24 protein-coding genes are annotated in these 25,918 nt (G+C 61.9%); 22 read left to right on the forward strand and 2 right to left on the reverse strand.

The features are described from left to right. Positions 1-64: 64 nt before the first annotated feature. Complete coding sequence (locus C8C99_RS06825; protein WP_108625305.1) at positions 65-1,324, forward strand: site-specific integrase; 1,260 nt, start codon at positions 65-67, stop codon at positions 1,322-1,324. Between the two features lie 400 nt (positions 1,325-1,724). On the opposite strand, the gene C8C99_RS06830 is transcribed toward C8C99_RS06825, so the two are convergent. Next, a complete protein-coding gene (locus tag C8C99_RS06830) occupies positions 1,725-2,897 on the reverse strand; it encodes a reverse transcriptase family protein (protein WP_108625306.1) in 1,173 nt (390 codons plus the stop codon). A gap of 414 nt (positions 2,898-3,311) precedes the next feature. Here C8C99_RS06830 and istA point away from each other — a divergent pair, with 414 nt between their 5' ends. The 10 genes from istA (at position 3,312) to C8C99_RS24400 (ending at position 14,091) form a co-directional block, all read left to right on the forward strand. Further along, positions 3,312-4,838 (forward strand): IS21 family transposase, encoded by a 1,527-nt coding sequence (gene istA / locus C8C99_RS06835; RefSeq protein ID WP_108625307.1) that lies wholly within the window; start codon positions 3,312-3,314, stop codon positions 4,836-4,838. Then, positions 4,828-5,631 (forward strand): IS21-like element ISThsp10 family helper ATPase IstB, encoded by an 804-nt coding sequence (gene istB / locus C8C99_RS06840; RefSeq protein ID WP_108625308.1) that lies wholly within the window; start codon positions 4,828-4,830, stop codon positions 5,629-5,631. The genes istA and istB overlap by 11 nt, the downstream gene beginning before the upstream one ends. Positions 5,632-5,800: 169 nt before the next feature. Further along, positions 5,801-6,232, forward strand: coding sequence for a hypothetical protein (locus C8C99_RS06845; RefSeq protein ID WP_108625309.1), 432 nt, complete (start codon positions 5,801-5,803; stop codon positions 6,230-6,232). Next, a complete protein-coding gene (locus tag C8C99_RS06850) occupies positions 6,216-7,190 on the forward strand; it encodes a PD-(D/E)XK motif protein (protein ID WP_108625310.1) in 975 nt (324 codons plus the stop codon). Before C8C99_RS06845 ends, C8C99_RS06850 begins: the two co-directional genes overlap by 17 nt. Then, positions 7,187-9,316, forward strand: a complete 2,130-nt coding sequence (locus tag C8C99_RS06855) for an AIPR family protein (protein ID WP_108625311.1) — start codon at positions 7,187-7,189, stop codon at positions 9,314-9,316. Before C8C99_RS06850 ends, C8C99_RS06855 begins: the two co-directional genes overlap by 4 nt. A gap of 26 nt (positions 9,317-9,342) precedes the next feature. Beyond that, positions 9,343-9,798, forward strand: coding sequence for a HipA domain-containing protein (locus tag C8C99_RS06860; RefSeq protein WP_108625312.1), 456 nt, complete (start codon positions 9,343-9,345; stop codon positions 9,796-9,798). A 174-nt stretch (positions 9,799-9,972) separates the two neighbouring features. Beyond that, positions 9,973-11,661: a class I SAM-dependent methyltransferase gene (locus C8C99_RS06865; RefSeq protein ID WP_108625313.1), complete on the forward strand. Its 1,689-nt coding sequence runs from the start codon at positions 9,973-9,975 to the stop codon at positions 11,659-11,661. Between the two features lie 246 nt (positions 11,662-11,907). Then, positions 11,908-12,171 carry a helix-turn-helix domain-containing protein gene (locus C8C99_RS06870; protein WP_108625314.1) on the forward strand — a complete coding sequence of 88 codons (264 nt, stop codon included), beginning with the start codon at positions 11,908-11,910 and terminating at the stop codon, positions 12,169-12,171. A gap of 1 nt (position 12,172) precedes the next feature. Continuing rightward, positions 12,173-13,513 (forward strand): type II toxin-antitoxin system HipA family toxin, encoded by a 1,341-nt coding sequence (locus tag C8C99_RS06875; RefSeq protein WP_108625315.1) that lies wholly within the window; start codon positions 12,173-12,175, stop codon positions 13,511-13,513. Between the two features lie 326 nt (positions 13,514-13,839). Further along, a complete protein-coding gene (locus C8C99_RS24400) occupies positions 13,840-14,091 on the forward strand; it encodes an AlpA family phage regulatory protein (RefSeq protein WP_108627068.1) in 252 nt (83 codons plus the stop codon). Positions 14,092-14,383: 292 nt separating this feature from the next. Here C8C99_RS24400 and C8C99_RS06885 read toward each other — a convergent pair whose 3' ends face one another. Beyond that, a complete protein-coding gene (locus C8C99_RS06885) occupies positions 14,384-14,653 on the reverse strand; it encodes a hypothetical protein (RefSeq protein ID WP_108625316.1) in 270 nt (89 codons plus the stop codon). Between the two features lie 30 nt (positions 14,654-14,683). On the opposite strand from C8C99_RS06885, the gene C8C99_RS06890 reads away from it, so the two are divergent. The 11 genes from C8C99_RS06890 (at position 14,684) to C8C99_RS06940 (ending at position 25,912) form a co-directional block, all read left to right on the forward strand. Next, complete coding sequence (locus tag C8C99_RS06890) at positions 14,684-15,151, forward strand: Spy/CpxP family protein refolding chaperone (RefSeq protein WP_108625317.1); 468 nt, start codon at positions 14,684-14,686, stop codon at positions 15,149-15,151. A gap of 17 nt (positions 15,152-15,168) precedes the next feature. Then, positions 15,169-15,495, forward strand: coding sequence for a hypothetical protein (locus tag C8C99_RS06895; protein WP_056645960.1), 327 nt, complete (start codon positions 15,169-15,171; stop codon positions 15,493-15,495). Between the two features lie 17 nt (positions 15,496-15,512). Beyond that, positions 15,513-16,199 carry a response regulator transcription factor gene (locus C8C99_RS06900; RefSeq protein ID WP_056645387.1) on the forward strand — a complete coding sequence of 229 codons (687 nt, stop codon included), beginning with the start codon at positions 15,513-15,515 and terminating at the stop codon, positions 16,197-16,199. Further along, complete coding sequence (locus C8C99_RS06905) at positions 16,196-17,578, forward strand: cell wall metabolism sensor histidine kinase WalK (RefSeq protein ID WP_108625318.1); 1,383 nt, start codon at positions 16,196-16,198, stop codon at positions 17,576-17,578. The genes C8C99_RS06900 and C8C99_RS06905 overlap by 4 nt, the downstream gene beginning before the upstream one ends. Positions 17,579-17,981: 403 nt before the next feature. After that, entirely contained in the window at positions 17,982-18,947 is a 966-nt protein-coding gene (locus tag C8C99_RS06910) for an ABC transporter substrate-binding protein (RefSeq protein WP_108627069.1), read from the forward strand. A 21-nt stretch (positions 18,948-18,968) separates the two neighbouring features. Beyond that, on the forward strand, positions 18,969-19,805 hold the full coding sequence (locus C8C99_RS06915; protein WP_108627070.1) for an ABC transporter permease: 837 nt from the start codon (positions 18,969-18,971) through the stop codon (positions 19,803-19,805). Further along, a complete protein-coding gene (locus tag C8C99_RS06920) occupies positions 19,802-20,581 on the forward strand; it encodes an ABC transporter ATP-binding protein (protein ID WP_108625319.1) in 780 nt (259 codons plus the stop codon). Before C8C99_RS06915 ends, C8C99_RS06920 begins: the two co-directional genes overlap by 4 nt. Before the next feature lie 30 nt (positions 20,582-20,611). After that, complete coding sequence (gene hutC / locus C8C99_RS06925; RefSeq protein ID WP_108625320.1) at positions 20,612-21,424, forward strand: histidine utilization repressor; 813 nt, start codon at positions 20,612-20,614, stop codon at positions 21,422-21,424. Positions 21,425-21,625: 201 nt separating this feature from the next. Further along, positions 21,626-23,164 carry a histidine ammonia-lyase gene (hutH, locus tag C8C99_RS06930; RefSeq protein WP_108625321.1) on the forward strand — a complete coding sequence of 513 codons (1,539 nt, stop codon included), beginning with the start codon at positions 21,626-21,628 and terminating at the stop codon, positions 23,162-23,164. A gap of 161 nt (positions 23,165-23,325) precedes the next feature. Next, a complete protein-coding gene (gene hutU, locus C8C99_RS06935) occupies positions 23,326-25,059 on the forward strand; it encodes a urocanate hydratase (RefSeq protein WP_108625322.1) in 1,734 nt (577 codons plus the stop codon). Between the two features lie 106 nt (positions 25,060-25,165). Further along, complete coding sequence (locus C8C99_RS06940; RefSeq protein ID WP_233247168.1) at positions 25,166-25,912, forward strand: IclR family transcriptional regulator; 747 nt, start codon at positions 25,166-25,168, stop codon at positions 25,910-25,912. Positions 25,913-25,918 lie beyond the last annotated feature (6 nt).

Raw genomic sequence — 25,918 nt, forward strand, 5'->3', positions numbered from 1 at the left:
CTGGCGGCGTTTGTTCCCCCGTTTCAGAGGGGAATCCGAGCTAAACCTCTGGAGGTGTTCCCCCATGTTGACCGACGCACAGTGCCGTAACGCCGTCTGTTCCCCCACATCGAAGCGGGAGCGTTTGTCGGACTCGGGAGGCCTGTATCTGGAGGTTGCTCCCGGGGGATCGAGGCGCTGGTTCTGGAAGTATCGGCATGAGGGCAAGGAAGGGCGTATGGCTCTGGGCAGCTATCCCTCGGTCAGCCTGACGGCAGCTCGCAAGGCTCGTGATACCGCTAGGCTACAGAAATCGACAGGAATAAATCCTGTGCATGCCAGAAAGGTGGAAAGGCTGAAGGCTTCTGCCAGTGCCGGGGATACCTTCAAAGCTGTCGCTCTGGAGTGGTACGACAAACAGAAGCCTCTATGGAGTGATTCTCATGCCGAGCGCTCGCTGCGCCAGTTCGAACGTGATCTCTTTCCGTGGCTTGGGGGGCGTCGCCTGGCTGAGATTGAGCCGGTGGAACTGCTGGCAACCCTGCGCAAGGTGGAAGAGCGCGGGGCTGTAGAGACGGCCGATCGTGGATTGATGTTGGCTCGCCAGGTCTGGCGCTACGGGGTCGCGACAGGCCGGGTAGGACGGGACATCACGGGAGACCTCAAAGGCGCGTTGTCTCCGTATCGCGGCAAGCACTTTGCCGCTATCACCGAACCAGTCAAGCTGGCTGCACTGTTGCGGGCCATCCAAGCTTACAAGGGCGGGCCTATTGTGCGGGCAGCATTGCAATTGGCGCCCTTGCTGTTTCAGCGACCTGGTGAATTGCGTGGTGCAGCTTGGGCTGAAGTGGACTTGGATGCCGCCCTCTGGACGATTCCGGCTGTGCGGATGAAGCGGGGCAAGGACGGGAAGGAAAACGGGGATCCACATCTCGTGCCTCTTTCAACCCAGGCTGTGAAAGTGTTGCGGGAGCTGTATCCGTTGACGGGCCACAGCGCTTTGGTGTTTCCCGGTGAACGCAACCACAGTCGGCCTATTTCAGAGAATTCGGTGCGCACCGCACTAATCACCATGGGCTATACGCCGGAGATCCAAACGTGGCATGGCTTTCGCGCCACGGCGCGAACAATGCTGGCGGAGCGATTGGATGTCGACCCGCTGGTGATTGAGGCGCAACTGGCTCACGCTGTGAAGGACGCCAATGGGCGCGCTTACAACAGGACACAGTACCTAGCCCATCGAACGAAAATGATGCAGCGGTGGGCAGACTATCTGGATCGGCTGAGAGAAGGCAAAGCAGCAGGCAAGACGACTTCCAAAACTCTTGGCAATGCAAGTACCTGATCTGCCATTTCGCTGGACTTGGTCATTGCGGCGGTTTGCCATGAATCGATGGCAGTTTCTCTTCAATTGAATGTTGAGACCCTGTCGGCAAAGCGTGTGAGCTTGGCGGTGTAAATGGCCGTTCTGCAGTGCGTTTGCCGTCAGCCAAATGCCGCAGCCGAATTCACGTGGTCAACGGCCTTTCAGCCACTGCACTGACCGATCTGTCACTGGATGAATGACCGGTCCGAAGTACGCTGCAGTAATTCGAGGCGGCATTGCAAGTCGCAGCAATCCGTGTCGCAAGTGAAGCGCGGACCAGATTCACAGAGTGATCGTTAAAATGCATCTCTTGTTCAAGCGTCGAAGTTCTCAGCGCAACTAAACCCGATCTACTCTGTAGCGGAAGTGCATCATGCATCTAGACGAATGAGATACCGTGCTCAACCGGCCAGGGCAGGGCTTTCAGTTCAGCAAGGCGTGCTGCACCCCAGGCACGTTCAATGCCGATAGCGTAGTAGGCGAGCCCGAAGACGTGGCGCTGCAGTCCCAGCCTCGAGTCGAACTTCAGCTTCTCGTGAGGAGGAATACCTTGAGACTGGTACTTCTGAAGATAGTGGATGTGGGCCCGCAGTTTGTTCTTGAAATCGCGAGTGAGCCGCGGTTCTGCGCCTGACACCGATAGACCCAGCACCAACTTACGTCCACCCGGTCCAGCGATGGTGGCTTTAGCAAGATTGGGTTGAAACCCGTGAGCCTTCAGGATGTCGTGCCCCTGCTTGAGCAAGGTAACCGCCTTGGATTTGGACCAATCTTCTGCCGAAGACGACAAAACGATATCGTCTGCGTAACGTGTGTAGACCATCCCATTGGACGTTGCGAGCGAATTTAATTCACAGTCTAGGTCGAACGCCGCAAGATTTGCAAGCAATGGGCTTGTAGGCGCCCCCTGGGGAAGATGGCCCAATGAACCGCTGCTGTATCTACCAATCCGCGCTGTGTCATTCACCTTGTGACGTTTTGGTCCGCCCTTCCGAATCCGTGTGCACAACCGTGTTAGCTCGAACGCCATTAGAGGCTGATAGCCGAATGACCGGAACACCTCGTATACCTTTGGCTCCAGTATTGATTCGAAGAAATTCGTCACGTCCATCTTGACCAGCCAGCGCGCATTTCGATGCTGTTCGGCCGCATCCCGAATTCTCGATCCGGGCCGGTAGGCGCTGGATGCTGAGTGGGGACAACCCTTCGTAAGGATGTGCTCGTGAATCCATCGCTGCGTCTTCATCAGCAATGGCTCTGGAGCGCATATTGTGCGAGTCCTCTTGCCTCTGAAGCCGCCATTGTGCTTCTTTAAGGAAAAGACACGATAGAACGTATTGCTGTTGAGACCACCGCGCTCCGTAACGCTGCGGAGGTAGTGGTAAGGCACGCCGGTCTCACGAGCTAGGTGATTCAGTGTAAAGAGAATCGCTGCGCCTGGCGCGGCTTTGCGTATGAGCTCAGCAGTGCTGGCCGCGTTAGCTAGGACATTGGCCGCGCGCTTCTGACTACGTCCGGAAGCAAGATATCGCTGAGAGTTCCAGTGGTTCATCTACCTTTGGTCCCGCTCGCGGGACGTCTCCTGCTCTGGCCCGAGGACACGCTGGTAGCCAGCTGCAGGAGACGGCGCAAGTAGGCGCAAGTTCAAATTCGGCTTTCGGACTCCTAAGCCTCGCCACAGCAAAAGCTACGGCTCGACCACAGGGAGTTGCCTCCCTATGGAAACTAGACTATCACTAAATCGGTACTCTCAGCGATGTCGGATAGTAATACGGATTTGGTGATGCAGGCGCTGGAATGGATGCGGAGGTTTTTTGGTTTAAGTGACCGACGAAGGCATGGCCTTCAGGCGTAAGCCTGTTGATTTCCACGCAGAAGTGACCCACTAACCCCCGGGATTTCCATCCAAACCTGACCCACGTACTAACCCTAACCTGCTGCTTTGCTGAGCAGCAGGAGACCAGGAGTGATAGACGTGGCAACACTGAGTGTCATCAGGCGCTGGGCCCTGCGAGAGCAGCTGTCCATCCGGGAGATCGCCCGCCGCACGGGCCTCTCGCGCAACACCATCCGCAAGTACCTGCGCGTAGGCGAGGCCGAGCCGCACTATGCCAAGCGGGTCAGTCCATCCAAGCTCGATCCCTTCGCCTTGAAGCTCGCCGGCTGGCTCAAGACGGAAGCTGGCCGATCCCGCAAGCAGCGGCGCACCATCAAGCAGATGTACGTGGATCTGCAGGCGCTCGGTTATGGCGGCTCCTACAACCGTGTGGCGGCCTTTGCGCGCCTCTGGCACGAGCAGCGCCTTGTGGCACAGCAGACCACTGGCCGTGGCACCTTCGTTCCCCTGACCTTCGGTCCGGGTGAGGCCTTCCAGTTCGACTGGAGCGAGGACTGGGCTGTTCTCGCTGGCGTGCGCACCAAGCTGCAGGTAGCCCACTTCAAGCTCAGCCACAGCCGAGCGTTCTACCTGCGCGCCTACCCCCTGCAGACGCACGAGATGCTGTTCGATGCCCACAACCATGCATTCGTAGTCCTGGGTGGCGTGCCCCGCCGTGGCATCTACGACAACATGCGCACCGCTGTAGACCGGGTGCGCCGTGGCAAGGAGCGCGACGTCAATGCGCGCTTTGCGGCCATGGTCAGCCACTTCCTGTTCGAGGCCGAGTTCTGCAATCCCGCGTCGGGCTGGGAGAAGGGCCAGGTGGAGAAGAACGTGCGCGATGCCCGCCATCGCCTGTGGCAGGTAGTGCCGCCATTCCCAAGCCTGTCCGATCTCAATGCCTGGCTTGAAGAGCGCTGCGTGGCGCTGTGGCACGAGATCGAGCACGGCAAGCTGCCGGGCTCCGTCGCGGATGTCTGGGCTCAAGAGAAGGCAAGCTTGATGCCGATGCCCCGGCCCTTCGATGGCTTTGTGGAGCACACCAAGCGCGTCTCACCCACCTGCTTGGTCCACTTCGAGCGCAATCGCTACAGCGTGCCGGCGCCGTATGCCAATCGGCCGGTGAGCCTGCGGGTCTACGCCGATCGCCTGGTGGTCGCCGCCGAAGGCCAGATCGTGTGCGAGCATCAGCGCCTGATCGAGCGTAACCACCACGGTACGGGTCAGACCGTGTACGACTGGCGCCACTACTTGGCGGTGCTGCAGCGCAAACCAGGAGCTTTGCGCAACGGCGCCCCATTCCTGGAGCTACCAGCGGCCTTCAAGCGACTGCAGGCCACCTTGCTCAAGCAACCCGGCGGCGACCGGGAGATGGTGGAGGTACTGGCACTGGTGCTGCACCACGATGAACAAGCTGTGCTCGCTGCAGTGGAGTTGGCACTGGAGTCAGGGGCTGCCAGCAAGACCCACATCCTGAACGTGCTCCACCGCCTGCTGGACGGTAAGCCCGCCCCAGCACCGGTCACATCGCCGCAGGCCCTCAAGCTGGCGGTGGAACCCCAAGCCAATGTGCTTCGTTACGACCAATTGAGGGAGGTGCGCTATGCGTCATGACCCTGCCATCGCTTCCATCGTGATCATGCTGCGCGAGCTCAAGATGCACGGCATGGCCCAGGCAGTTGCAGAACTGGCTGAGCAAGGTGCACCGGCCTTCGATGCGGCGCAGCCCATCCTGTCCCAACTGCTCAAGGCCGAGACCGCCGAGCGAGAGGTGCGCTCGGTGGCCTACCAATTGAAGGTGGCCAGGTTCCCGGCGTACCGGGACCTGGCTGGGTTTGACTTCGGCCACAGTGAGGTGAACGAGGCACTGGTACGCCAGCTGCACCGCTGCGAATTCTTGGAGAACGCCAACAACGTGGTGTTGGTGGGTGGCCCGGGTACGGGCAAGACCCACATCGCCACAGCCCTCGGGGTGCAAGCCATTGAGCACCATCACCGCAGGGTGCGGTTCTTCTCCACGGTGGAGCTGGTCAATGCACTGGAAGAGGAGAAGGCCCAGGGCAAGCCGGGGCAGATCGCGCACCGCCTAGCCTATGCCGATCTGGTGATCCTGGATGAACTGGGCTACCTGCCATTCAGCACGTCAGGAGGAGCCTTGCTGTTCCACCTGCTGTCCAAGCTGTACGAGCGCACCAGCGTTGTGATCACCACCAACCTGAGCTTCAGCGAATGGGCCAGTGTGTTCGGGGATGCCAAGATGACCACGGCACTGCTGGACCGACTCACGCATCACTGCCATATTCTGGAAACGGGTAACGACAGCTACAGGTTCAAGAACAGCTCCGCACAGCAACCACCACAGACCACCAAGAAGGAGAAGGCGACCAAGAACTTATCCACAACGTGAGCGTGAAGCTCACGAACCAGGGTGGGTCAAGATTCGATGGAAATGGTGGGTCAGCTTTGCGTGGAAATCAACAGGCATTGCACTGGAGGACTTCGTCGTCGCGGCTGAGGGACCTACTGTCGTCAAGGTTCGACCGCGAACGCGCCAGTTCGAGCGAACAAGAAAGGGCGTGGGGTTCCTTCGTCTGAACAAGCAGCGAGTTGGTGACGTCTCCGACGAGCTGGTCGGATTTACTGCCGAGATGAAGTTACAGGCGGAACAGGACTGGCAGGAGGAGCGCATGCGAGACAAGAAGCTTGGCGCGTCTGTGCCAGGCTATTTCTACCGCCGATATCGCACGCGACCGCTCCTGACCATTCATATAGTTGAACCAAGTGATCCCAAGCCCGACAAGGTTGATGACTCCGGCAAGCCGAAGAAGGACAAGCTCAAGGAGATGTTCTCTGCTGCCGAGATCGAGCCGCGCTCGTTTGTGGCGATCTCGATTTCTTTCCCGAACTTCGACGGCTTTAAGACGCCCGTTTACTACACGTTGAACAAGGTTGCGCTGCGAGAGGCCGGGCTGCTTGAAGCAGAGGAGAGCAATGACGACGAAGATTGAGGCCATCTGGGAGTTGGAGGCGCGCCAGGCTGGAACGCTGGCCATTGAAGCGGGGTCGTTTCGATTGACTAGGCTTGGTGATCGACAGGGTCACGACATCTATGCGGGGCTCGACGACGGGTTGCATGCGATTCTCGGCCTCGGAGTTTCGATTCGGCCACCAGCAATCGTTCTCGAATCGGGCGCTTTCGACTACTTTCGTCGCCAGCGAGCGGATGGATCATGGTTGCTTGTCCTTCGCCTGAAGCGCAGGGGATTGGAGTCCGTCTTCGGTCGGCTTTGCCAAGACCTCGCGGACTCTGCATCGCTGGTGAAGGCTGAAGATGCTGTAGTCGCACTCTTCGTGGAGCGGCTTCGTCTGTGGGAGCGGCTTTTCTCCGGATCGGACGACGGGCTAATGCCGAAACACAAGATTCGAGGCTTGGTCGGAGAGTTGCTCGTGCTCGAGCGCTTACTCATGGCGCAGGCCGTCTCCATCGGGGAACTCGTTGACTCATGGGTAGGTCCGCTGAGCGCGGATCAGGACTTCTGTCTTGCCGACAGGTCGATAGAGGTAAAGACGATCAATCCAGGAGCCAGATCGGTACGCATTTCATCGCTTCGTCAGCTGGCCGCGCCTGTACCGCTGACGCTTACCCTGATCACCCTTGGCACATCGGCGGCCGACTCAACGGACGCGGTGTGCCTCAACTCCCTGGTGGATCGGATCGAGGCTCGCATCGCCGCAGAACCTGCTTCGCTGTCGACTTTCAGAGAACGCCTCCTTGCCGCCGGGTATGTCGATCAGCGGCACTATGGCGAGGACTGGTTCGCTGCGATACGGGAGGATTCGTTTGCTGTCACTGTTGGATTTCCCAGACTGGTGCCTTCGGACGTCGGACCTGCCATCACCGGTGCCACCTATGAACTTGATCTTGCCGCGCTCAGTGGATATCGAGTGGAGTTCCCGGCGGCATGACTGACCTGGAGTTTTATCTGGAATTGAATCAGATGGTGGCGAGGCGAGCAGCCTCCGACCATCTGGTGGACGTGCTCGCGTTCGTGCATGAGATTGCCGATCGGCTGGGCGACGATCCGGCGTTCGGAGAGTTCGTTCCAGCTGAGTTCTCTGGCTCAGCGACTCGGGGAAAGCAGCAATTCCGCATTCATGGCTTCACGGCCTTTGATGAGTCGGACGGGAGCGTTGGACTTGTCGTCGGGCGATGGCTCGACGATGACGAGCCCGAAACACTCATGACCGCCGCCGTGAATCAGCTTTCTGCATATCTCGAGACGTTTGCTCAAGAGGCGCTGAACGAGTCGCTGTGTGAACGAATCGTCGAGTCAAACGGTGCATACGAGATCGCTCATCTGATGCAGAAGTCGAAGGCTCGCATATCAAGAGTTCGCCTTCACGTCATATCGAACCAGCCGCTGAGCACGAAATTCAAGGAGAGAATTCTTCAACCCATCGGCGACATTGCGATAGAGCTGCACGTATGGGATCTCTCTCGACTCCGTTCAATCTACGAGTCCGATCGTGAACGTGAGGTTGTGACGGTGAGCATTTCCGACTTCAATGCGAGCGGGATTGAATGCATGCGAGCCACTGGGTCCGAAAGTATCCAGTCTTATCTGTGCATTGTTCCAGCGTCACTGCTCGCCGACATCTTTGAGCGATACGGTAGTCGTGTGCTTGAAGGGAATGTGCGTTCGTTCCTGGGGATGAAGGGGGGGGTCAACAAGGGAATTCGGCGAACGATTCAGGACTCTCCGCACCTTTTTCTTGCATTCAACAATGGCATTGCCGCAACTGCGGCCTCGGTCGAGGTAAGCGTCATCGATGGGCGATCGTTCATCTCGAGTCTCGTCGATCTTCAGATCGTCAATGGCGGGCAGACGACAGCCAGCATTCTCAATGCGCGCAAGAAGGACCGCCTGTCACTTGAGGGGGTGAATGTCGCCATGAAACTGACCGTTGTGGAGGCGACGGGCGCCGACGATCTCATTCCAAAGATTGCGGAGTATGCGAACACGCAGAACAAGGTTGCTGTCGCAGACTTCTTCGCCAACCATCCCTTCCACCGAAAGATGGAAGAAATCTCGCGAAGATTGGTCGTTCCTTCAAGCGAAGCCACACGTATCCGAAGCAAGTGGTTCTATGAGCGTGCGCGAGGGCAGTATCAGAACGAGCGGTTATATCTCTCGGAGAAGAAGAAGCAGAACTTCGATCTCGAATATCCGGCTGGACAGGTCATCAACAAGACCGACCTGGCGAAGTTCGACAGCGTCCTCAGTGAGAAGCCGCAGTGGGCCAGCCTGGGTGTCCAGAAGAACTTCGTCAAGTTTGCGTCCCACTTTGAACCCAAGACCTCCGAGACAACCTCGTCTGAGTATTGGACTGAAGTCAGTCCTCAGTATGGTGACGGCTATTACCAGCGCATTGTGGCCGTCGCTCTGTTGTGGAAGAAGCTCGAGGCCATGGTCTCGGCTGCTCGAAGCGACTGGTATCGAGGGGACTACCGAGCACAGATCGTCGCATATGGGCTTGCAATGCTGGTCCATGGAGCTCGCCGCTCGGGGCGAGAGCCGGATTGGGACGCACTTTGGAATGCCCAAGCGGTTTCCTCTGAACTAGAGGATGCAATGAGGGCGTCGGCGATCCTTGCTCAGACTGTGATTCTCACGCTGCCAGTGGGAGCCACGAACGCTGGTGAGTGGGCCAAGAAAGATGCATGTTGGGATCGCGCATGCGATGCGAGTCAAGAGCCGGCGCCTGATTCCACGTGGCTTGTCTCTCGCGCCGAAGCTCGCTATAAGCAAACCGAAGCTCGTAAGCAGGGGAAGCAAGACGATGTGATCGCCCTTCAGCGTCGAATGCTCGCACTTTGCCAGTCGGGATACTGGGCTGAATTGTCCAAGTGGCCCGGCTTGCATGAAATTGCAACCGAGGCGCAGAAAATGCTCGTTGCTCGGGCGAGCACGATTTCGGGCTTCATGAAGATCGGACTTGAAAGAGACTGGACGCGTCTGTCAGAGTTGGCGAAATCTTGCGATGAAGCGGGTTTCAAGCGCCCCATGGAAACCTCGAGTAAGCAGCTCTAACAGGCAGGTGGCGCAATCCCCTGCTCATGCCTATTGACCCGGCGGGGCTGTTGCCGGGTTCGTTGACACCAACTTGGACTGCCCCGAGTCTGATAATAGATCACTACGCAGAAGTGACTCACCAACCACGGCAGGCTAGGTTTGTGTGGAAATCAGCAGGCTGGCTCCACTTCGCGTCGGCAATGGCACTCACCAGACACCAGGATGGTAACGATGCATCGACAGGCGCGAGTTATCTGGAGATCGCTTGCGTGCTGATCGACCACGTCGCGAACACCATGAATGACTGCGGGAGCTATGTTCTCGCATCGTTTGTACCATGCTGGTCATCCGCCACTGATGATCATCTGCGCAACCACAGCTTCATCCTCGTGCCTGGCAAGGGCTGGCATCTGTCCGATGTCCACGACATGAATCCTGCGCCCGGATCGCAAGGACTGAAAGACGTGCAGAATGCTTTCACGAACTGCAGCCGTCGTTGACGATTTATTGTGTTGAAGTCGCCAACAAGTGCGCATATCGATAGGCCTCGTTCAAGAGTCTCCGGTATCTTGCCGGTACGCGCACGCAACCTGAGAGGCGCATCAACTCGTGCTGATTGGAACGTTCTGGGCCCTCGTTTGAGTATCCAGGTGATAAATAAGATTAACTGCGCCATGGACGCATCGACGGCCCGCTTCTACGAGGACCATGCCCAGGACATAGCCAGCCGATACGAGTCGGTGGGCAGTCCTGTGGCGAAGTATTTTCCATTGGCATTTTTGCCGGGTGCCCGGGTGCTCGATATCGGGGCCGGGTCTGGGCGCGACCTGGCGCACCTTCTCAAGAGCGGCTATGACGCCTACGGAGTGGAACCCACGGACGGCCTGCGCGCGGCGGCCAAGGCTGCCCACCCAGAACTCGCAGGTCGGCTCGCAAGTTCTGCACTGCCCGAGTTGGGCATGCCCTTTGATGGCAAGTTCGATGGAGTTCTTTGTAGTGCAGTCCTGATGCATGTGCCGGACCATCAGCTGTTTGATGCTGCTTTGGCTATCCGCGCCCTGCTCAATCCCCACGGCCGCCTGCTGCTATCCCTGCCGCTATCCCGGGGCGACGACTTGGTGGACAAGCGCGATGCCCGGGGTCGGCTGTTCCAGGGATACACCGCTGACGAGATTCAGCTGCTGTTCGCGCGACTGGGGTTTCAATGCATAGGCCGCTGGGATTCCGACGATGCCCTTGCCCGAGCCGGGACGAGCTGGTACACGCTGCTGCTGGAACTTCGCTCCAACGGCGCCTTGCGCGCTATCGACCAGATCGAGGGCGTGCTCAATCGAGACAAGAAGGTTGCCACCTACAAGCTGGCCTTGTTCCGCGCCTTGGCCGACATCGCCATGCACGAGAGCAAGACTGCTGTCTGGCTGGCCGACGGCCAGGTGGGCGTTCGTCTCCTGCGCATTGCAGAGAAGTGGCTGATGTACTACTGGCCCATCTTTGCTTCGCCGCAGTTCATCCCGCAATCGCAGTCTGAAGGGGCGGGCGGCACCAAGCCCGTCAAATTCCGCGCAGCGCTCACGGCCTTGATGCAGCCCTACCGTGATCAGGGAGCAAATGGAGGCATCAGCGCCTGGCACCTGGATTGGCTCGGTGGGCGGCTGAGCAATGATGTGCAAGACCAGCTCAGATCTGTTCTCCGCGTGATCGCCGAGACCATCCGCTTGGGGCCAGTCGAGTATTCCGGTGGAGCCCTGGAGTCGGGGACCGTGTTCGAATGCGACAAACGATCAGGTCTTGTCTTGATGCCGGCGGACATCTGGAGGGAACTCAGCCTGCTTGGGCACTGGATCTCCGATGCGGTCGTGCTGAGGTGGGCTGCGCTCACAGAGCGCTTTGGGTACCGGCAAGGAATCACGTCTGGCGCAGTGCTTCCGCTATTGCTTGCACGCCCTGACCCGGAGCGTGCGACCATGCTCGCCCGCCAGGCATATGAAAATGCCGGCGTAACCCGGTGCACCTGGTCCGGCCGACCTCTCAAGCAGCGCTTCGTGGTCGATCACGCCATCCCATTCGCACTGTGGGCGAACAACGACTTGTGGAACCTTCTGCGGGTCGACCAGCAGGTCAACGCCAATAAGTCCGACAAGCTGCCTTCGGCGCAGCTGCTAAGTGACCGTCGTACTGCGGTCCTGGAGGACTGGGCGGTCCTGCGCTCGGCTCAGCCGAGCCTGTTCGATCGCCAAGCAAGCCAGCTGCTGGGGTGGACGCCCGGCGATTCGCCGCAATGGGCCGATGCGATGTTTGGGCGGTTCCGTGAAGCTGTGGAGGTGACAGCGCTGCAGCGGGGTGTGGAGCGTTGGTCGATTTGAGTTGACTCGGCTGCTTGGTCTGGTGCCTCGCGAAAGAAAGCGCAAGCCCGACTGCTCAGCTGGCCAACACCATAGATGTTTGCATCGGCTTGTGTGGCGGGACACCATCGAATGGTGAGCATCCATCAGGTTGCATCGGCGCACCTTGAAGTGCATTGTGCCAACCAGAATTAGTTGATTTTCAGGTATTTGACTAATATCTGTTTTTGAGATATTTTCCATTTATCTGAATTTCAGGTATCAGCCATGGCGACGACATCACATCCGCTGGTCACTGCCGGCCAACTTGGGTCGATGCTGCAGGCCGCTCGGAAGGCGCAGGGGTTGACCCAGTCGGCGTTGGCCAGCCGTATCGGCCTGAGTCAGTCACGGGTCTCCCATTTGGAACTCAACGCCCACGAATTGAGCGTGGAGCAACTCCTTGCATGGTGTGCCGCGCTGGGCCTGGAACTGGCCGTTGGGACCCGGGGTAGCGCTGCGGTGTCGACGGCCCCGACCACGGATTGGTGACATGGGACGTCGATCGCACAGCCGCAGCCTGTCTATCTGGACCAACGGTGTCCGCGTGGGCCGGTGGACGATTCCCGCTCGCGGGGAGATGGAGCTGCAGTATGACCCGGACTGGATGGGGGCTGATATCGGCCGGCCGCTGTCCCTGTCCCTGCCGTTCAACCTGCAGAACCTGCCGGCCAAGGGCGAGAAGGTCTCCAACTACTTCGACAACCTGCTTCCGGACAGTGACGCGATCCGTCGCCGTGTGGCCGAGCGATTCCGTACGGGCTCGACCGAACCGTTCGATTTGCTGAAGGCCATCGGGCGCGATTGCGTGGGCGCTGTCCAGATCCTGGATGAAGATGAGGTGCCCACCGGTTTCGATCGAATCGAGGGCGAGCCCCTGTCGGAGGAGGCTATTGAGCGGCACCTGATAGAAACCGTTTCTCTGCAGGCCTTTGCTGCGGGCCGAGACCCGGATGCCGATTTCCGCATCTCGCTGGCCGGTGCGCAGGAGAAGACGGCCTTCCTGTGGTGGGGCGGGCAATGGCTCGTGCCGCGTGGTGCCACGCCGACGAGCCACATCTTCAAGCTCCCGCTTGGCCTGATGGGCGGGCGGCAGGCGGATTTCAGCACGTCCGTCGACAACGAATGGCTGTGCTTGCGGCTGCTGAAAGCCTATGGCTTGCCGGTGGCCGATGCCCGCATAGGGACCTTTGGCGGACAGCGCGTGCTGGTGGTGGAGCGGTTCGACCGGCGCGTGGCATCCAATGGGCAGTGGCTCATGCGTCTGCCGCAGGAAGATTTTTGCCAGGTCGAGGGCTGCTCGCCATTGCGCAAATATGAGAACGACGGCGGCCCTGGGCTCAAGGCGCTGTTTGGCACGCTGCGGCAATCGGTGAATGCCGAAGCTGACATGAAAACGCTGATGGCGGCTCAGGTGTTGTTCTGGTTGCTGCGAGCACCCGATGGCCATGCCAAGAATTTCAGTATCCAGCTTCTGCCACGCGGGCGTTTCCAGTTGACCCCGCTGTACGACGTAATGTCGGTCTATCCGGTGTTGGGCAACGCTCCGAACCAGTGGTCGCCACATGAAATCAAGTTGGCGATGGCCTTGCTCGGCAAAAACCGGCACTACGAGATGCAAGGTATCCAGCGAAGGCACTTCAATAGCACCGTGCAGAAGGTCGGCTATGCCTCGACCGCCGAGCCGATCATCGAAGAAATCCTTGCCCGGACTCCAGCGGCCATCGCCGAGGTGCAATCCGAATTGCCACAGGACTTCTCACCGCGTGTTCTTGACGCCATCCTGGGCGGGCTTGAGCAGGCGGCTCGAACACTCGGTGGGATGCCGCCGTGAGGTAGAAGAGGGGCCGAGCGCTCTTGGATGTCCTGTCTCAATAGGGGTCGTGCATCCGAATGGGTGTTGGAGCTGGAGTTGCCCCGCTTCGGGATCACGGAGAAATGCCACCGGATGAACAGCCATGGGAGTAATGGCCCTGGTGCGCTGGGCTGCGCTTGCATGGATGGAATGGGTCGGAAGTCCCTGGCACTCTACGGAATCGGCGACAGGTGTCGCAGGATCGGAAAGGGAGCCATATGAGACCAGCCGCACAGAACCGCAAGAACCGCGGGAACCAGCGGGAGGCTGTCGATAGAGAAATCACCGACCGTGCTGCCCAGTTGATGAGGCAGGCGTTGTCGCTGCTGGAGAGTAGTGAGCCGATACGAAGGCTGTCTTTGGAAAATGGAAGCGACGAAGACCGCCTGTTGCGTTTGCCAGAGGTGCTGCGCTTGACGGGGATGTGCCGCTCGGCCCTTTACGACCAAATGGCGCGAGGGCACTTTCCGGGTTCTATCAAGATCGGTCAGCGTGCGACCTCATGGTCAGCCAAGGCCGTACGGAACTGGATAGCGCGGCGTGTTGATGGTGTGTAGCCGATGGAGCAATGTAGCGCTCGCTGACGATGTGGTGATGGCATCTTGGGTTGCCCAAATTGATCGGTCATGGGCTCGTCTCCATCCACAGTTTTCACGCGGCAGCTTATGGTGAACAAGGTGGGGGAACAAACGGGGGAACAACTCAAAAAATAAAAAAATTGAAATCCAGCTTTCATGCGGGTTCACAGCTTTCATTCAATTGACGCCAGCCCAAATACAAACCCCCAACCGGTCACGGTTGGGGGTTTTTCTTTTCCCCAATTTTTCCTGCAGAGCAAGGTTTTCGCCGTCATTCGCCTCGTTGGCGCAGCGCAAATTGCTTTCTGCCTTCCAAAATGGCCTCGCCTGTGAGGCGCTGGCTCCATATCGCAATGATGCTGTTGCCGTATATCCAGGGCGTCGCGCTGCGATCCCTGGGCGAAATCGGATAGCGCACTCCCATCTCCATGTCTGAATACCGGCCAGCGTATCTCGCCGGGGCGGCCAAGAAACAAAATGAAATAAACCGAAACTGGGTCGAGATGACGTTCTGGGCCGCTGCGGGCACCATCAGGGCCATGTTCCATAACGTCTTTGAAAGGACTGCATCATGAAACCCTGGATCAAGAAAACCCTGATGGGCATTTTTGGTGCGTCCATCGCGGTGGGGGGGCTGACGGCCTGCTCCAGCGGGCACCACCAGCGCGGCCCGATGAGCGCAGAAAAGATGGCGGAAGTGCGCGGCAAAGTGGTAGATCGGGTGAGCAGCAAGCTGGATCTGAACGAGGCGCAGAAGACCAAGCTCAATGCATTGGCTGACCAGCTGGAAGCACAACGCGCTGCGTTCATTGGCAAGACCGCAGACCCCCGAGCCGAGGTGCAGGCCATTGTGGCTGGTGACAAGTTTGATCGGGCGCGGGCGCAGTCCCTGCTCGAAGACAAGACGCGTGCGGTGCAGGCCCATAGTCCCGCCGTGGTCAATGCGATGGCCGACTTTTATGACAGCCTGAACCCGGACCAGCAGCAAAAAGTGCGCGAGCTGATGCAGCGACGCAAGGGCTGGATGGCGCGCGGGTGATGGGCGAGGAGCATCGCATGTCACCCACGCTGGAACCTATTCACCGCTTGGCCCAAGGCGTGCGTGTGCACGGGCCTGCGCTGCTGTCGGGCATGCCGGAGCCTCACGATGAGCTGATGTCGCTCGTATGGGGACCACGCTTTGACCGGGAGCATGCGATGGGCCTGGTGGCCCGCCAACCCTCCGTGGCGGCCCACACCCTGCCGGCCCTGCTGGCGGCCGCCGACCATTTTGATGCGCTCCACGCCGGCGCGCAGGGCCGTTTGCGCCGACTCATCGTGCGACACCGCGCATTGTGCGGGGTGGGCGCTCCGCTCGAGGTGGCGTATGGAGAGCGCGCCTGACGGTGTGAGAATGGCTCATGCACCGCATCTTGCTGATTGACGACGACGCGCAACTGGGCGCTCCCCTGGCCACGTATTTCCAGCGTTTTGAACTGGAACTGATCCACGCCCTGCGGCCCAGTGATGGCCTGGCTCAATTGACGGGGGGCGGCTTTGACGCCGCCATTCTCGACGTGATGCTGCCTGAAATGGATGGATTCGAGTTGTGCCGCACCATCCGCAAGCAGGGCGACCTGCCGATCGTGATGTTGACCGCACGCGGCGAGGTGATGGACCGGGTGGTGGGGCTGGAACTGGGGGCAGATGACTATCTGCCCAAGCCCTTTGAGCCGCGTGAGCTGGTGGCGCGCCTGCAGACGGTGCTGCGCCGCCGCAGGGCGCCAGGGCAAGGCGCTGCAGTTGGCGCGCTGGAGTTCGAGGGCCTGTCCATCGACGCAGCCCGCCGCAGCGTGCAGCGCCAAGGCGTGGTGGTGGAGCTGACAGGTACGGAGTTCGACCTGTTGCACCTGCTGGCGCGTGAGCCAGGCAAGGTCTTCAGCCGCGACGACATCCTGAACCAGCTGCGCGGCCATGAGGCCGAGCTATATACCCGCGCGGTGGACATTGTGGTGAGCCGGTTGCGCAAGAAGCTGGAGCCGCTCGACTGCATCAAGACGCTGCGCAACGTCGGCTATTCCCTGGCATTGCGCCGCGCTGCTCCATGAGAAAGATTTGTACCCCACCCCACGATCCGAACTGTCCCTGGCATCGCCGTGCGCGGCACGCTGTAGGGCATTCGCTGCGCATTCGGCTGGTGCTGGTGTTCATGGCGCTGGCAGTGACCGTGGCTGTGACCTTCATGGGGGGCGTGCAAAAGGCTGTGTCTGTGGGCTGGCGCGAGGCTGCGCGGCCGCTGCTGATGGACTATGTGGACCGCTTGGCGGCCGAGATCGGCAGCCCGCCGAGCATTGAGCGCGCGCAGGCAATTGCCAACCGCCTGCCGCTGACCTTGCGCATCGATGGCCCGCAGATCCATTGGGCATCGCACCCCGACCAGCAGAACCCCGACTGGATGAGCAACAAGTTCCGGCAGGAAGACCGCTGGGCTGGGGACGACAATGGGCACAGCCTGCTGCGCCGCACGACGGCCGATGGGCACCACATCGAGTTCGGACTGAACGCATTGTCGTGGGACAAGCGCCCGCGCATTGCGTGGGGCACGCTCACGGTGCTGCTGCTGCTCACGGCGCTGGCCTATGTATACGTGCGGCATCTGCTGCGGCCGCTGGACGACATTCGCCAGGGGGCGCAGCGTTTTGGCAACGGCAACTTTGCCCAGCCCATACCGGTGCGGCATGCCCACCGGCCGGACGAGCTGGGCCAGCTGGCCGAGACCATCAACACCATGGGGGACGACATCCACCAGATGCTGGAAGCCAAGCGTGCACTGTTGCTAGCCATGAGCCATGAGCTGCGCAGCCCGCTCACACGGGCCCGCCTGAACACCGAGCTGCTGCCCGAAACGGCCGATGTGCAACCCCAGCGCCTGGCGCTGATGCGCGACCTGGGTGAAATGGCGGGCCTTATCACCGACCTGCTGGAAAGTGAACGCCTGGCGGGCCGCCATGCAGCGCTGCACCGCGAGCCCACCGATGTCGCCGAGCTGGCGCGCGAGGTGGTGGCCGACCTGTGCGCGCGCCATGCGGGCGCCGCCGACATTGCCTTGCACGCGGCGCCGGACTTGCCTGCAGTACGGCTCGACCGGTCCCGCTTGCGACTGTTGCTGCGCAACTTGCTGGACAACAGTCTGCGCCACAGCGAGTCGGGTGCCTTCCCGCCCGAGCTGCACCTGCGGCTGGTGGATGAGGGCAGGGTGCTGGAGCTGGAAGTGCGTGACCATGGGCGCGGTGTGCCCCCCGAGCACCTGCCCCACCTGGCCCAGGCGTTCTACCGCCCGGACACCGCACGCCAGCGCGCCACTGGTGGCGTCGGGTTGGGCTTGTACCTGTGCCGCCTGGTGGCGCAGGCGCACGACGGGCAGTTGAACATGCGCAATGCAGAGCCCGGCCTGTCGGTCACCGTGCGTTTGCCGGTGGTGGAATAGGTCGCCGGCCTGCGGCATAGACAGGCTGGCCTCTTGGCCGCCGGGTTGCGTTGCACCGGGCGGGTTCGGCCGGCGCACAGGCCTGGTGCAGGGGGAGGCAGCCACGCCACGGCCATGGTGAGCCTCCCAAAGTAAATTTGTAGCCAATTTGCGCGATAGTGCAGGTATTTATTGACCTGATAGCTATCAAATCAGGAGTAATTCGCATCGCCTGAGGCGACTGACAAAGTCGTCGTCTCCCCTGGCCCCGTTCTTGCTGAAGATGAGCACCCCTCGCATGAGTCGGCTTTTTTAGTGTTTACCCTGTATATACAGGTATGCTGAAGCTGTCATCATGGCCCCCGGTACGCAGGCGCGTTCCAGTGGGCTGGGCCAAGGTACTTTCTTCAAACAGGAGCAGATGATGACTCGATCGGTTGTGAAATGGACGTCGCTGGCAGCGGCAACGGCTTGCATGATGGCCCTGGCCGCACCGGCCCAGGCGCAGGACACCAAAATCGTGCTGGGCATGTCCGGCTGGACAGGTTTTGCACCGCTCACGCTGGCCGACAAGGCCGGCATCTTCAAGAAGAATGGCCTGGATGTGGAGATCAAGATGATTCCGCAGAAGGACCGCCACCTGGCCCTGGCCTCCAAGTCCATCCAGTGCGCCGCCACCACGGTAGAGACGCACGTCGCCTGGAACGCCAACGGCGTGCCGATCGTTCAGATCTTCCAGATGGACAAGTCCTACGGTGCTGACGGTATCGCGGTGCGCGGCGACATCAAGGGCTTTGCCGACCTCAAGGGCAAGACCATCGGCGTGGATGCGCCGGGCACCGCCCCGTATTTCGGCCTGGCCTGGATGCTGAGCAAGAACGGCATGAGCCTCAAGGACGTGAAGACCACCACGCTGTCGCCCCAGGCTGCAGCACAGGCCTTCGTGGCGGGGCAGAACGATGCGGCCATGACCTATGAGCCCTACCTTTCCACCGTGCGCGACAACCCTGCGTCGGGCAAGATTTTGGCCACCACGCTCGACTACCCCATGGTGATGGACACCGTGGGCTGCGACCCCACTTGGCTCAAGGCCAACGGCAAGGCCGCGCAGGCACTGGCCAATTCGTACTTCCAGGCGCTGGACATGATCAAGGCCGACCCGGCCAAGTCCAACGAGATCATGGGCGCCGCCGTCAAGCAGACGGGCGAGCAGTTCGCCAAGTCGTCGTCCTTCCTGCGCTGGCAGGACAAGGCCGCCAACCAGAAGTTCTTTGCGGGCGAGCTGACCAGTTTCATGAAGGACGCCACGGCCATCCTGCTGGAGGCCGGCATCATCCGCAAGGCGCCTGAGGACCTGGCCGTCACGTTCGACGCGAGCTTCATCAAGTAATTGCAGGAAGAAGAACGCGCCATGTCTGCTGTGCAACCCCTGTCTGTGACCACGCCCAAAGCCCCGGTGCGCCGGCGCTCGCTCGCTCCTCTGGAGCCTGTGGGCGCCCGTGCACGCTGGCTGCTGGGTTTCGGGTTTTTTGTGTTGTTCGTGCTGGTGTGGGGGTTCTTTACGCTGGGCGGCTTCGTGTCGCCCACGTTCCTGGCCAGCCCCGTCACCATGGCCAAAGAGGGCTGGTTGCTGTTCAGCGAGTACGGCTTTCACAAGGACATCGGCATGACGGTGTGGCGCGTCTTCGGCGGCTTCATCCTGGCCGCCGTCATCGCCGTGCCCCTGGGCATCGCGATGGGTGCGTACAAAGGCATCGAAGCCTTCTTCGAGCCCTTCGTCTCGTTCTGCCGCTACCTGCCTGCGTCGGCCTTCATTCCGCTGCTGATTCTGTGGGCCGGCATCGGCGAGACGCAGAAGATTCTGGTCATCTTCATCGGCTCGGTCTTCCAGATCACGCTGATGGTGGCCGTCACCGTGGGCGGCGCGCGGCGCGACCTCGTGGAGGCTGCGTACACGCTGGGCGCGGGCCACAAGGGCATCGTCACCCGCGTGCTCATCCCGGGCGCCGCGCCCGAGATCGCCGAGACCCTGCGCTTGGTGCTGGGCTGGGCCTGGACGTACGTCATCGTGGCCGAGCTGATCGGCTCTTCCAGCGGCATCGGCCACATGATCACCGACAGCCAGTCGCTGCTTAACACCGGCCAGATCATCTTCGGCATCATCATCATCGGCCTCATCGGGCTGGTGTCCGACTTCGCCTTCAAGGCGCTCAACCACCGTCTGTTTGCCTGGAGTTTTGTGCGATGAGCAGCGTATCCATCCAAGCCGTCTCGCGCGTCTTTGAGACCGCCAAGGGCCAGCGAACGCAGGCGCTGCAGCCGGTTGATTTTGAAGTGCGTGATAACGACTTCGTGACCATCCTCGGCCCCTCGGGCTGCGGCAAGTCCACGCTGCTGCGCATCGTCGCGGGCCTGGACCACGCCACCAGCGGCCGCGTGCTGTTGGACGGCGTACCTGTGGAAGGCCCTGGCGCCGACCGTGGCATGGTGTTCCAGAGCTACACGCTGTTCCCCTGGCTCACCATCGAGCAGAACATCCGCTTTGGCCTGCGCGAGCGCGGCATGCCCGAAGCACAGCAAAAAGAGCGCGCCGCGTACTTCATCGCCAAGGTGGGCCTGCGCGGCTTTGAGCAGCACTTTCCCAAGCAGCTGTCGGGCGGCATGCAGCAGCGCACCGCCATTGCGCGTGCGCTGGCCAACGACCCCAAGATTTTGTTGATGGACGAGCCCTTCGGCGCACTGGACAACCAGACCCGCGTGCTCATGCAAGAGCTGCTGCTGGGCATCTGGGAGGCCGAGCGCAAGACGGTGCTTTTCGTCACCCACGACATCGACGAAGCCATCTTCATGGCCAACCGCGTGGCCGTATTCAGCGCCCGGCCCGGCCGCATCAAGACCGAGCTGGCCGTGGACCTGCCGCACCCACGCCACTACACCATCAAGACCAGCCCTGAGTTCATGGACCTCAAGGCGCGTCTCACCGAAGAGATCCGCGCCGAATCCATGGCGGCGGACCTGCACTGATCTGAACCTGCACCAGCCCTGCATTCACCCATGAGCGCCCGTCCTTCTAGTCGCACCACCGCCACTGCACCGCGTAGCACCACGCCTGCCAAGGCCGTGGCCGCCGTGGCCGCGCCTGCGCAGGCCATGGCGCTGTACGAGCAGGTCAAGGACCACATCTCGCGCAAGATCCAGGAAGGCATCTGGCGCGCGGGCGACCGCCTGCCGTCCGAGAACGAGCTGGTCACCCAGTTCGGCATCTCGCGCATGACGGTGAACCGCGCGCTGCGCGAGCTGGTGGAGCAGGGCCGCATCGTGCGCGTGGCGGGCGTGGGCAGTTTTGTGGCCGAAGACAAGCCTCAGTCCACGCTGCTGCAGATTGCCAACCTGGCGAGCGAAATCCGCCAGCGTGGGCACGACTACCGCTGCGATGTGCTCGCGGTGGAGCGCACCTCCGCCACGCTGGAAGTGGCAGCCGCGCTGGACCTGCGCACGGGCGAGTCGGTGTTCCACTCGCTGTGCATCCACCGCGAAGACGGCCTGCCCGTGCAACTGGAAGACCGCCACGTGAACCCACGCCAGGTGCCCCAGTTCGCCGCGCAGGACTTCACGCAACTGCAGCCCTCCGAATACCTGGTGCGCAACGTGCCCTTCGACCAGATCGAGCATGTGGTCGATGCCGTCATGCCCACCGCCGAGCAGGCCGCGCTGCTGGAGATGTCTCCGCAGGAGCCTTGCCTGCTGCTCACCCGCCGCACCTGGTCGCGCGGCGTGCCGATCACCGTGGTGCGCTGCCTGCACCCCGCCACCCGTTACCGCCTGGGCAGCCGCTTCCGCGCTGACGGCAACCCCGTCGCCGGTTGAATATGAAGCACCCCCTGAGTCGCTTCGCGCCTTCCCCCTCAAGGGGGACGACACCCTCGCTGCGGGGCGGCCCTTGCGCGGTGTCTCTCGCGGAGGCACTGGCAGTTGCAACCGCAGCGGGATTGACAGTCCGCATCTGACGAACAAACTGACGCTCGCTATTTTTCGCTTGTACCTACTTGTATATACAGGATCAACGCCATGACACAGAACGCATCACCAATCACCCTGCACCCCGGCCGCGTCACGCTGGCTGAGCTGCGCCGCATCCACGCTGGCCCCGTGCAACTGGTGCTGGACGCGTCGGCCCGCGCGGGTTTGCAGAAATCCCTGGCCACGGTGCAGCGCATCGTCGATGAAGACCAGGTGGTCTATGGCATCAACACTGGCTTTGGCAAGCTGGCCAGCACCAAGATTGCGCACGACCGCCTGGCCGAGCTGCAGCGCAACTTGGTGCTGTCGCACAGCGTGGGCACGGGCGACCCGCTGCCCGACGATGTGGTGCGCCTCATCCTGGCGACCAAGGCCGTGAGCCTGGCGCGTGGCCACTCGGGCGTGCGGCCCGAGCTGGTGGATGCGCTGTTGGCGCTGGCCAACGCCAACGTGTTGCCGGTGATTCCAGCGAAGGGCTCGGTGGGTGCATCCGGCGACCTGGCACCTCTGGCGCACATGGCCTGCGTGCTGATCGGGGAAGGGCAGGCCAAGGTGGACGGCAAGGTAGTGCCGGGTGCCGAGGCCATGCGTTCTATCGGCCTGCAGCCCTTTGTGCTGGGCCCCAAGGAAGGGCTGGCGCTGCTTAACGGTACGCAGGTGTCCACCGCGCTGGCGCTGGCCGGGTTGTTCGGCGCCGAGAGCGTGTTTGCCGCCGCACTGGTCGCAGGCTGCCTGTCGCTCGAAGCCATCAAGGGCTCGGTCAAGCCGTTTGATGCACGCATTCATGAAGCACGGGGGCAGGCCGGGCAGATCGCCGTGGCTGCCGCCGTGCGTGCGCTGCTGGATGGCAGCGCCATCGACCCCTCGCACCCCCACTGCGGCCGCGTGCAAGACCCTTATTCGATCCGCTGCGTGCCCCAGGTGATGGGCGCGTGCCTGGACAACTTGCACCACGCCGCGCGAGTGCTGACCATCGAGGCCAATGCGGCGTCGGACAACCCGCTCGTTTTCGACAACGGCGACGTGATCTCCGGCGGCAACTTCCACGCCGAGCCCGTGGCCTTTGTGGCCGACATCATCGCGTTGGCGGTGGCCGAGATCGGTGCCATTTCCGAGCGCCGCCTGTCGCTGCTGCTGGACCCGGGCCTCTCGGGCCTGCCCGCATTCCTGATCCGAGACAGCGGCGTGAACTCGGGTTTCATGATCGCCCAGGTCACCGCCGCCGCGCTGGCTGCGGAGAATCAGTGCCTGGCCAACCCCAGCAGCGTGACCAGCCTGCCCACATCGGCCAACCAGGAGGACCACGTTTCCATGGCCACCTACGGCGCGCGGCGCCTGGCCGACATGGTGCGCAACGCCGCAGTGATGGTGGGCATCGAGGCCATGGCCGCTGCCCAGGGCATGGAGTTCGACCGTGCCTTGAAGTCATCGCCTCTGGTTGAAGACCAGTTCGCCGCCATCCGCCAGCGCGTGGCCTACCTGGAGCAGGACCGCTACCTCGCCACCGACATCGAATCCATGCGCGAATGGGCCCAGCAGTCCGCCTGGCCCGCAGCGCTCACGCAGTGCCTGCCCAGCTTCGCCTGAATCCCATGCGCGCATCCACCCCCAACACCGTTCGGGCTGAGCCTGTCGAAGCCAGGGCCCTCCCTGTGCAAGCCCTTCGACAAGCTCAGGGCGAACGGGGCCGGTGACCGCTTCCGCATCTACATCGATCAACCGCCATCACATTCACTCAGGAGCCCACCATGAACGCCAACGACGCCATCATCGCTGCCGCAGCTTCTTCTTCCAGCACCGACCCCCGCCACGACGCCAGCCGCGTGATCCGCGCGCCGCGCGGCAGCCAGCTCACCTGCAAGAGCTGGCTCACCGAGGCTGCCTACCGCATGATCCAGAACAACCTGGACGCCGAAGTTGCCGAGCGACCGCAGGACCTGGTGGTGTACGGCGGCATCGGCCGCGCCGCACGCAACTGGGAGTGCTATGACCAGATCCTCGCCTCGCTCAAGGAGCTGAACGACGACGAGACCCTGCTCATCCAGTCCGGCAAGCCCGTGGGCGTGTTCAAGACCCACACCAACGCGCCCCGCGTGCTGCTGGCCAACAGCAACCTGGTGCCCAAGTGGGCCAACTGGGAGCACTTCAGCGAGCTGGACCAGAAGGGCCTGTTCATGTACGGCCAGATGACCGCCGGCAGCTGGATCTACATCGGCACGCAAGGCATCGTGCAGGGCACCTACGAGACCTTCGCCGAAGCCGGCCGCAAGCACTATGGCGGCTCGCTCGAAGGCAAGTGGATCCTGACGGCCGGCCTGGGCGGGATGGGCGGCGCGCAGCCGCTGGCCGCCACGTTCGCGGGCGCGGTGTCGCTCAACATCGAATGCCAGCAAAGCAGCATCGACTTTCGCCTGCGCACGCGCTACGTGGACAAGCAGGCGCGGGATATCGATCACGCCATTGAACTCATCCGTCAGCACACGGCGGCCAGGGAGGCCATCTCCATCGCGCTCCTGGGCAACGCGGCCGACGTGCTGCCTGAACTCGTCAAGCGCGCCAAGGCCGGCGGCCTCAAGCCCGACCTGGTCACCGACCAGACCTCGGCCCACGACCTGGTCAACGGCTACCTGCCCGCGGGCTGGACGGTGGAGCAATGGCGCGCGGCGCAGCAGGACGTGACGCAGCACGAGGTGCTCAAGAAGGCCGCAGCCCGCTCCTGCGCCGTGCACGTGCAGGCCATGCTGGACTTTGAAGCCATGGGCATCCCGGTGGTGGACTACGGCAACAACATCCGCCAGGTGGCGTTCGATGAAGGCGTGAAGAACGCGTTCGACTTCCCCGGCTTCGTGCCTGCGTACATCCGCCCGCTGTTCTGCGAAGGCAAGGGTCCGTTCCGCTGGGTAGCCCTGTCGGGCGACCCGGAAGACATTCGCAAGACCGACGCCAAGATCAAGGAGCTGTTCCCCGAGAACAAGCATGTGCACCGCTGGCTGGATATGGCGGGCGAGCGCATTGCCTTCCAGGGCCTGCCCGCACGCATCTGCTGGCTGGGCCTGGGCGAGCGCCACCTCGCGGGCCTGGCCTTCAACGAGATGGTGAAGAACGGCGAGTTGAAGGCACCCATCGTGATCGGCCGCGACCACCTGGACACCGGCAGCGTGGCCAGCCCCAACCGCGAAACCGAAGCCATGAAGGACGGCACCGACGCCGTGAGCGACTGGCCGCTGCTCAACGCCCTGCTAAACACCGCAGGCGGCGCCACCTGGGTCAGCCTGCACCACGGCGGCGGCGTGGGCATGGGCTACTCGCAGCATTCGGGCATGGTCATCGTGGCCGATGGCACCGACGCAGCGGCCGAGCGCTTGGCGCGCGTGCTGGTCAACGACTGCGGCAGCGGCGTGATGCGCCATGCCGACGCGGGCTACGAACTGGCCGTGGAAACGGCCAAGAAACAGGGTCTGAAGCTGCCCATGGTGAAGTGACCCGGTGAAAGTGACGAAATAACAGGGATGTGAAAAAGGGAACTGCATTCCCATTCCGTGGGAATGCAGGGTTTGAATGCCGCAGCAATCCTTTGATACTGAGTCCATGCCCACCCGTGGACCGACCTCCGTTGCCGCCGCCGACCGTGTTCTGCACGTGCTGGCGGTACTGGCGCAGCACGGCCAGCCCATGTCGGCGGCTGAGCTGATGGAGGCCACGGGTCTGGCGCGCAGCACGTTGTACCGGCAGCTCGCGCGGCTCAAGCTGTGGGGTTTTGTGCTGGAGGGCAGTGGGCACTACGCGCCCGGCCCACTCAGCCTGCAGCTGGCTCTGGGCTTTGACATGGCGTCGCACCTGGTGCACCACGCACGGCCGGACATGCAAGCGCTGGCCCGGCAGTCCCACGAAAGCGTGGGGCTGGTGGTGGCCGTGAACGACAGTGTGGTGTGCCTGGACATGGTGGACAGCACGCAGGCCCTGCGCTGTTCGTTTGAAAAAGGACGCAGCGTGCCCTTGCGGGCCGGTGCCTCTGCCAAGTGTCTGCTCGCCCATGTGGCACCGGCCACACGCAGCGCCATCCTCGACCTGCACTACGGTGCTGGCACCGCTGAGCGCCAGGCGGCGCTGGCCGAACTGGAAGGCATAGCCAAAGCCGGCTACGCCGTCAGCTCCGGTGAGGTGGATGCCGGAGTCTGGGGCGTCAGCGTACCGGTGTTCGGCTCTCCCCGGCAGGCCGCCGGAGCCATCACCCTGATGGCCCCGATCTTGCGAGCCCAGGGGCAGGAGGCCGCGCTCACCGGCATGACCGTCGTCGCCGCAGCGCGCATCTCCCGCCAGCTCACCCCTCCCTGAATTCCC

This window comes from Acidovorax sp. 107 (genome assembly GCF_003058055.1).
Lineage (GTDB): Bacteria > Pseudomonadota > Gammaproteobacteria > Burkholderiales > Burkholderiaceae_C > Acidovorax.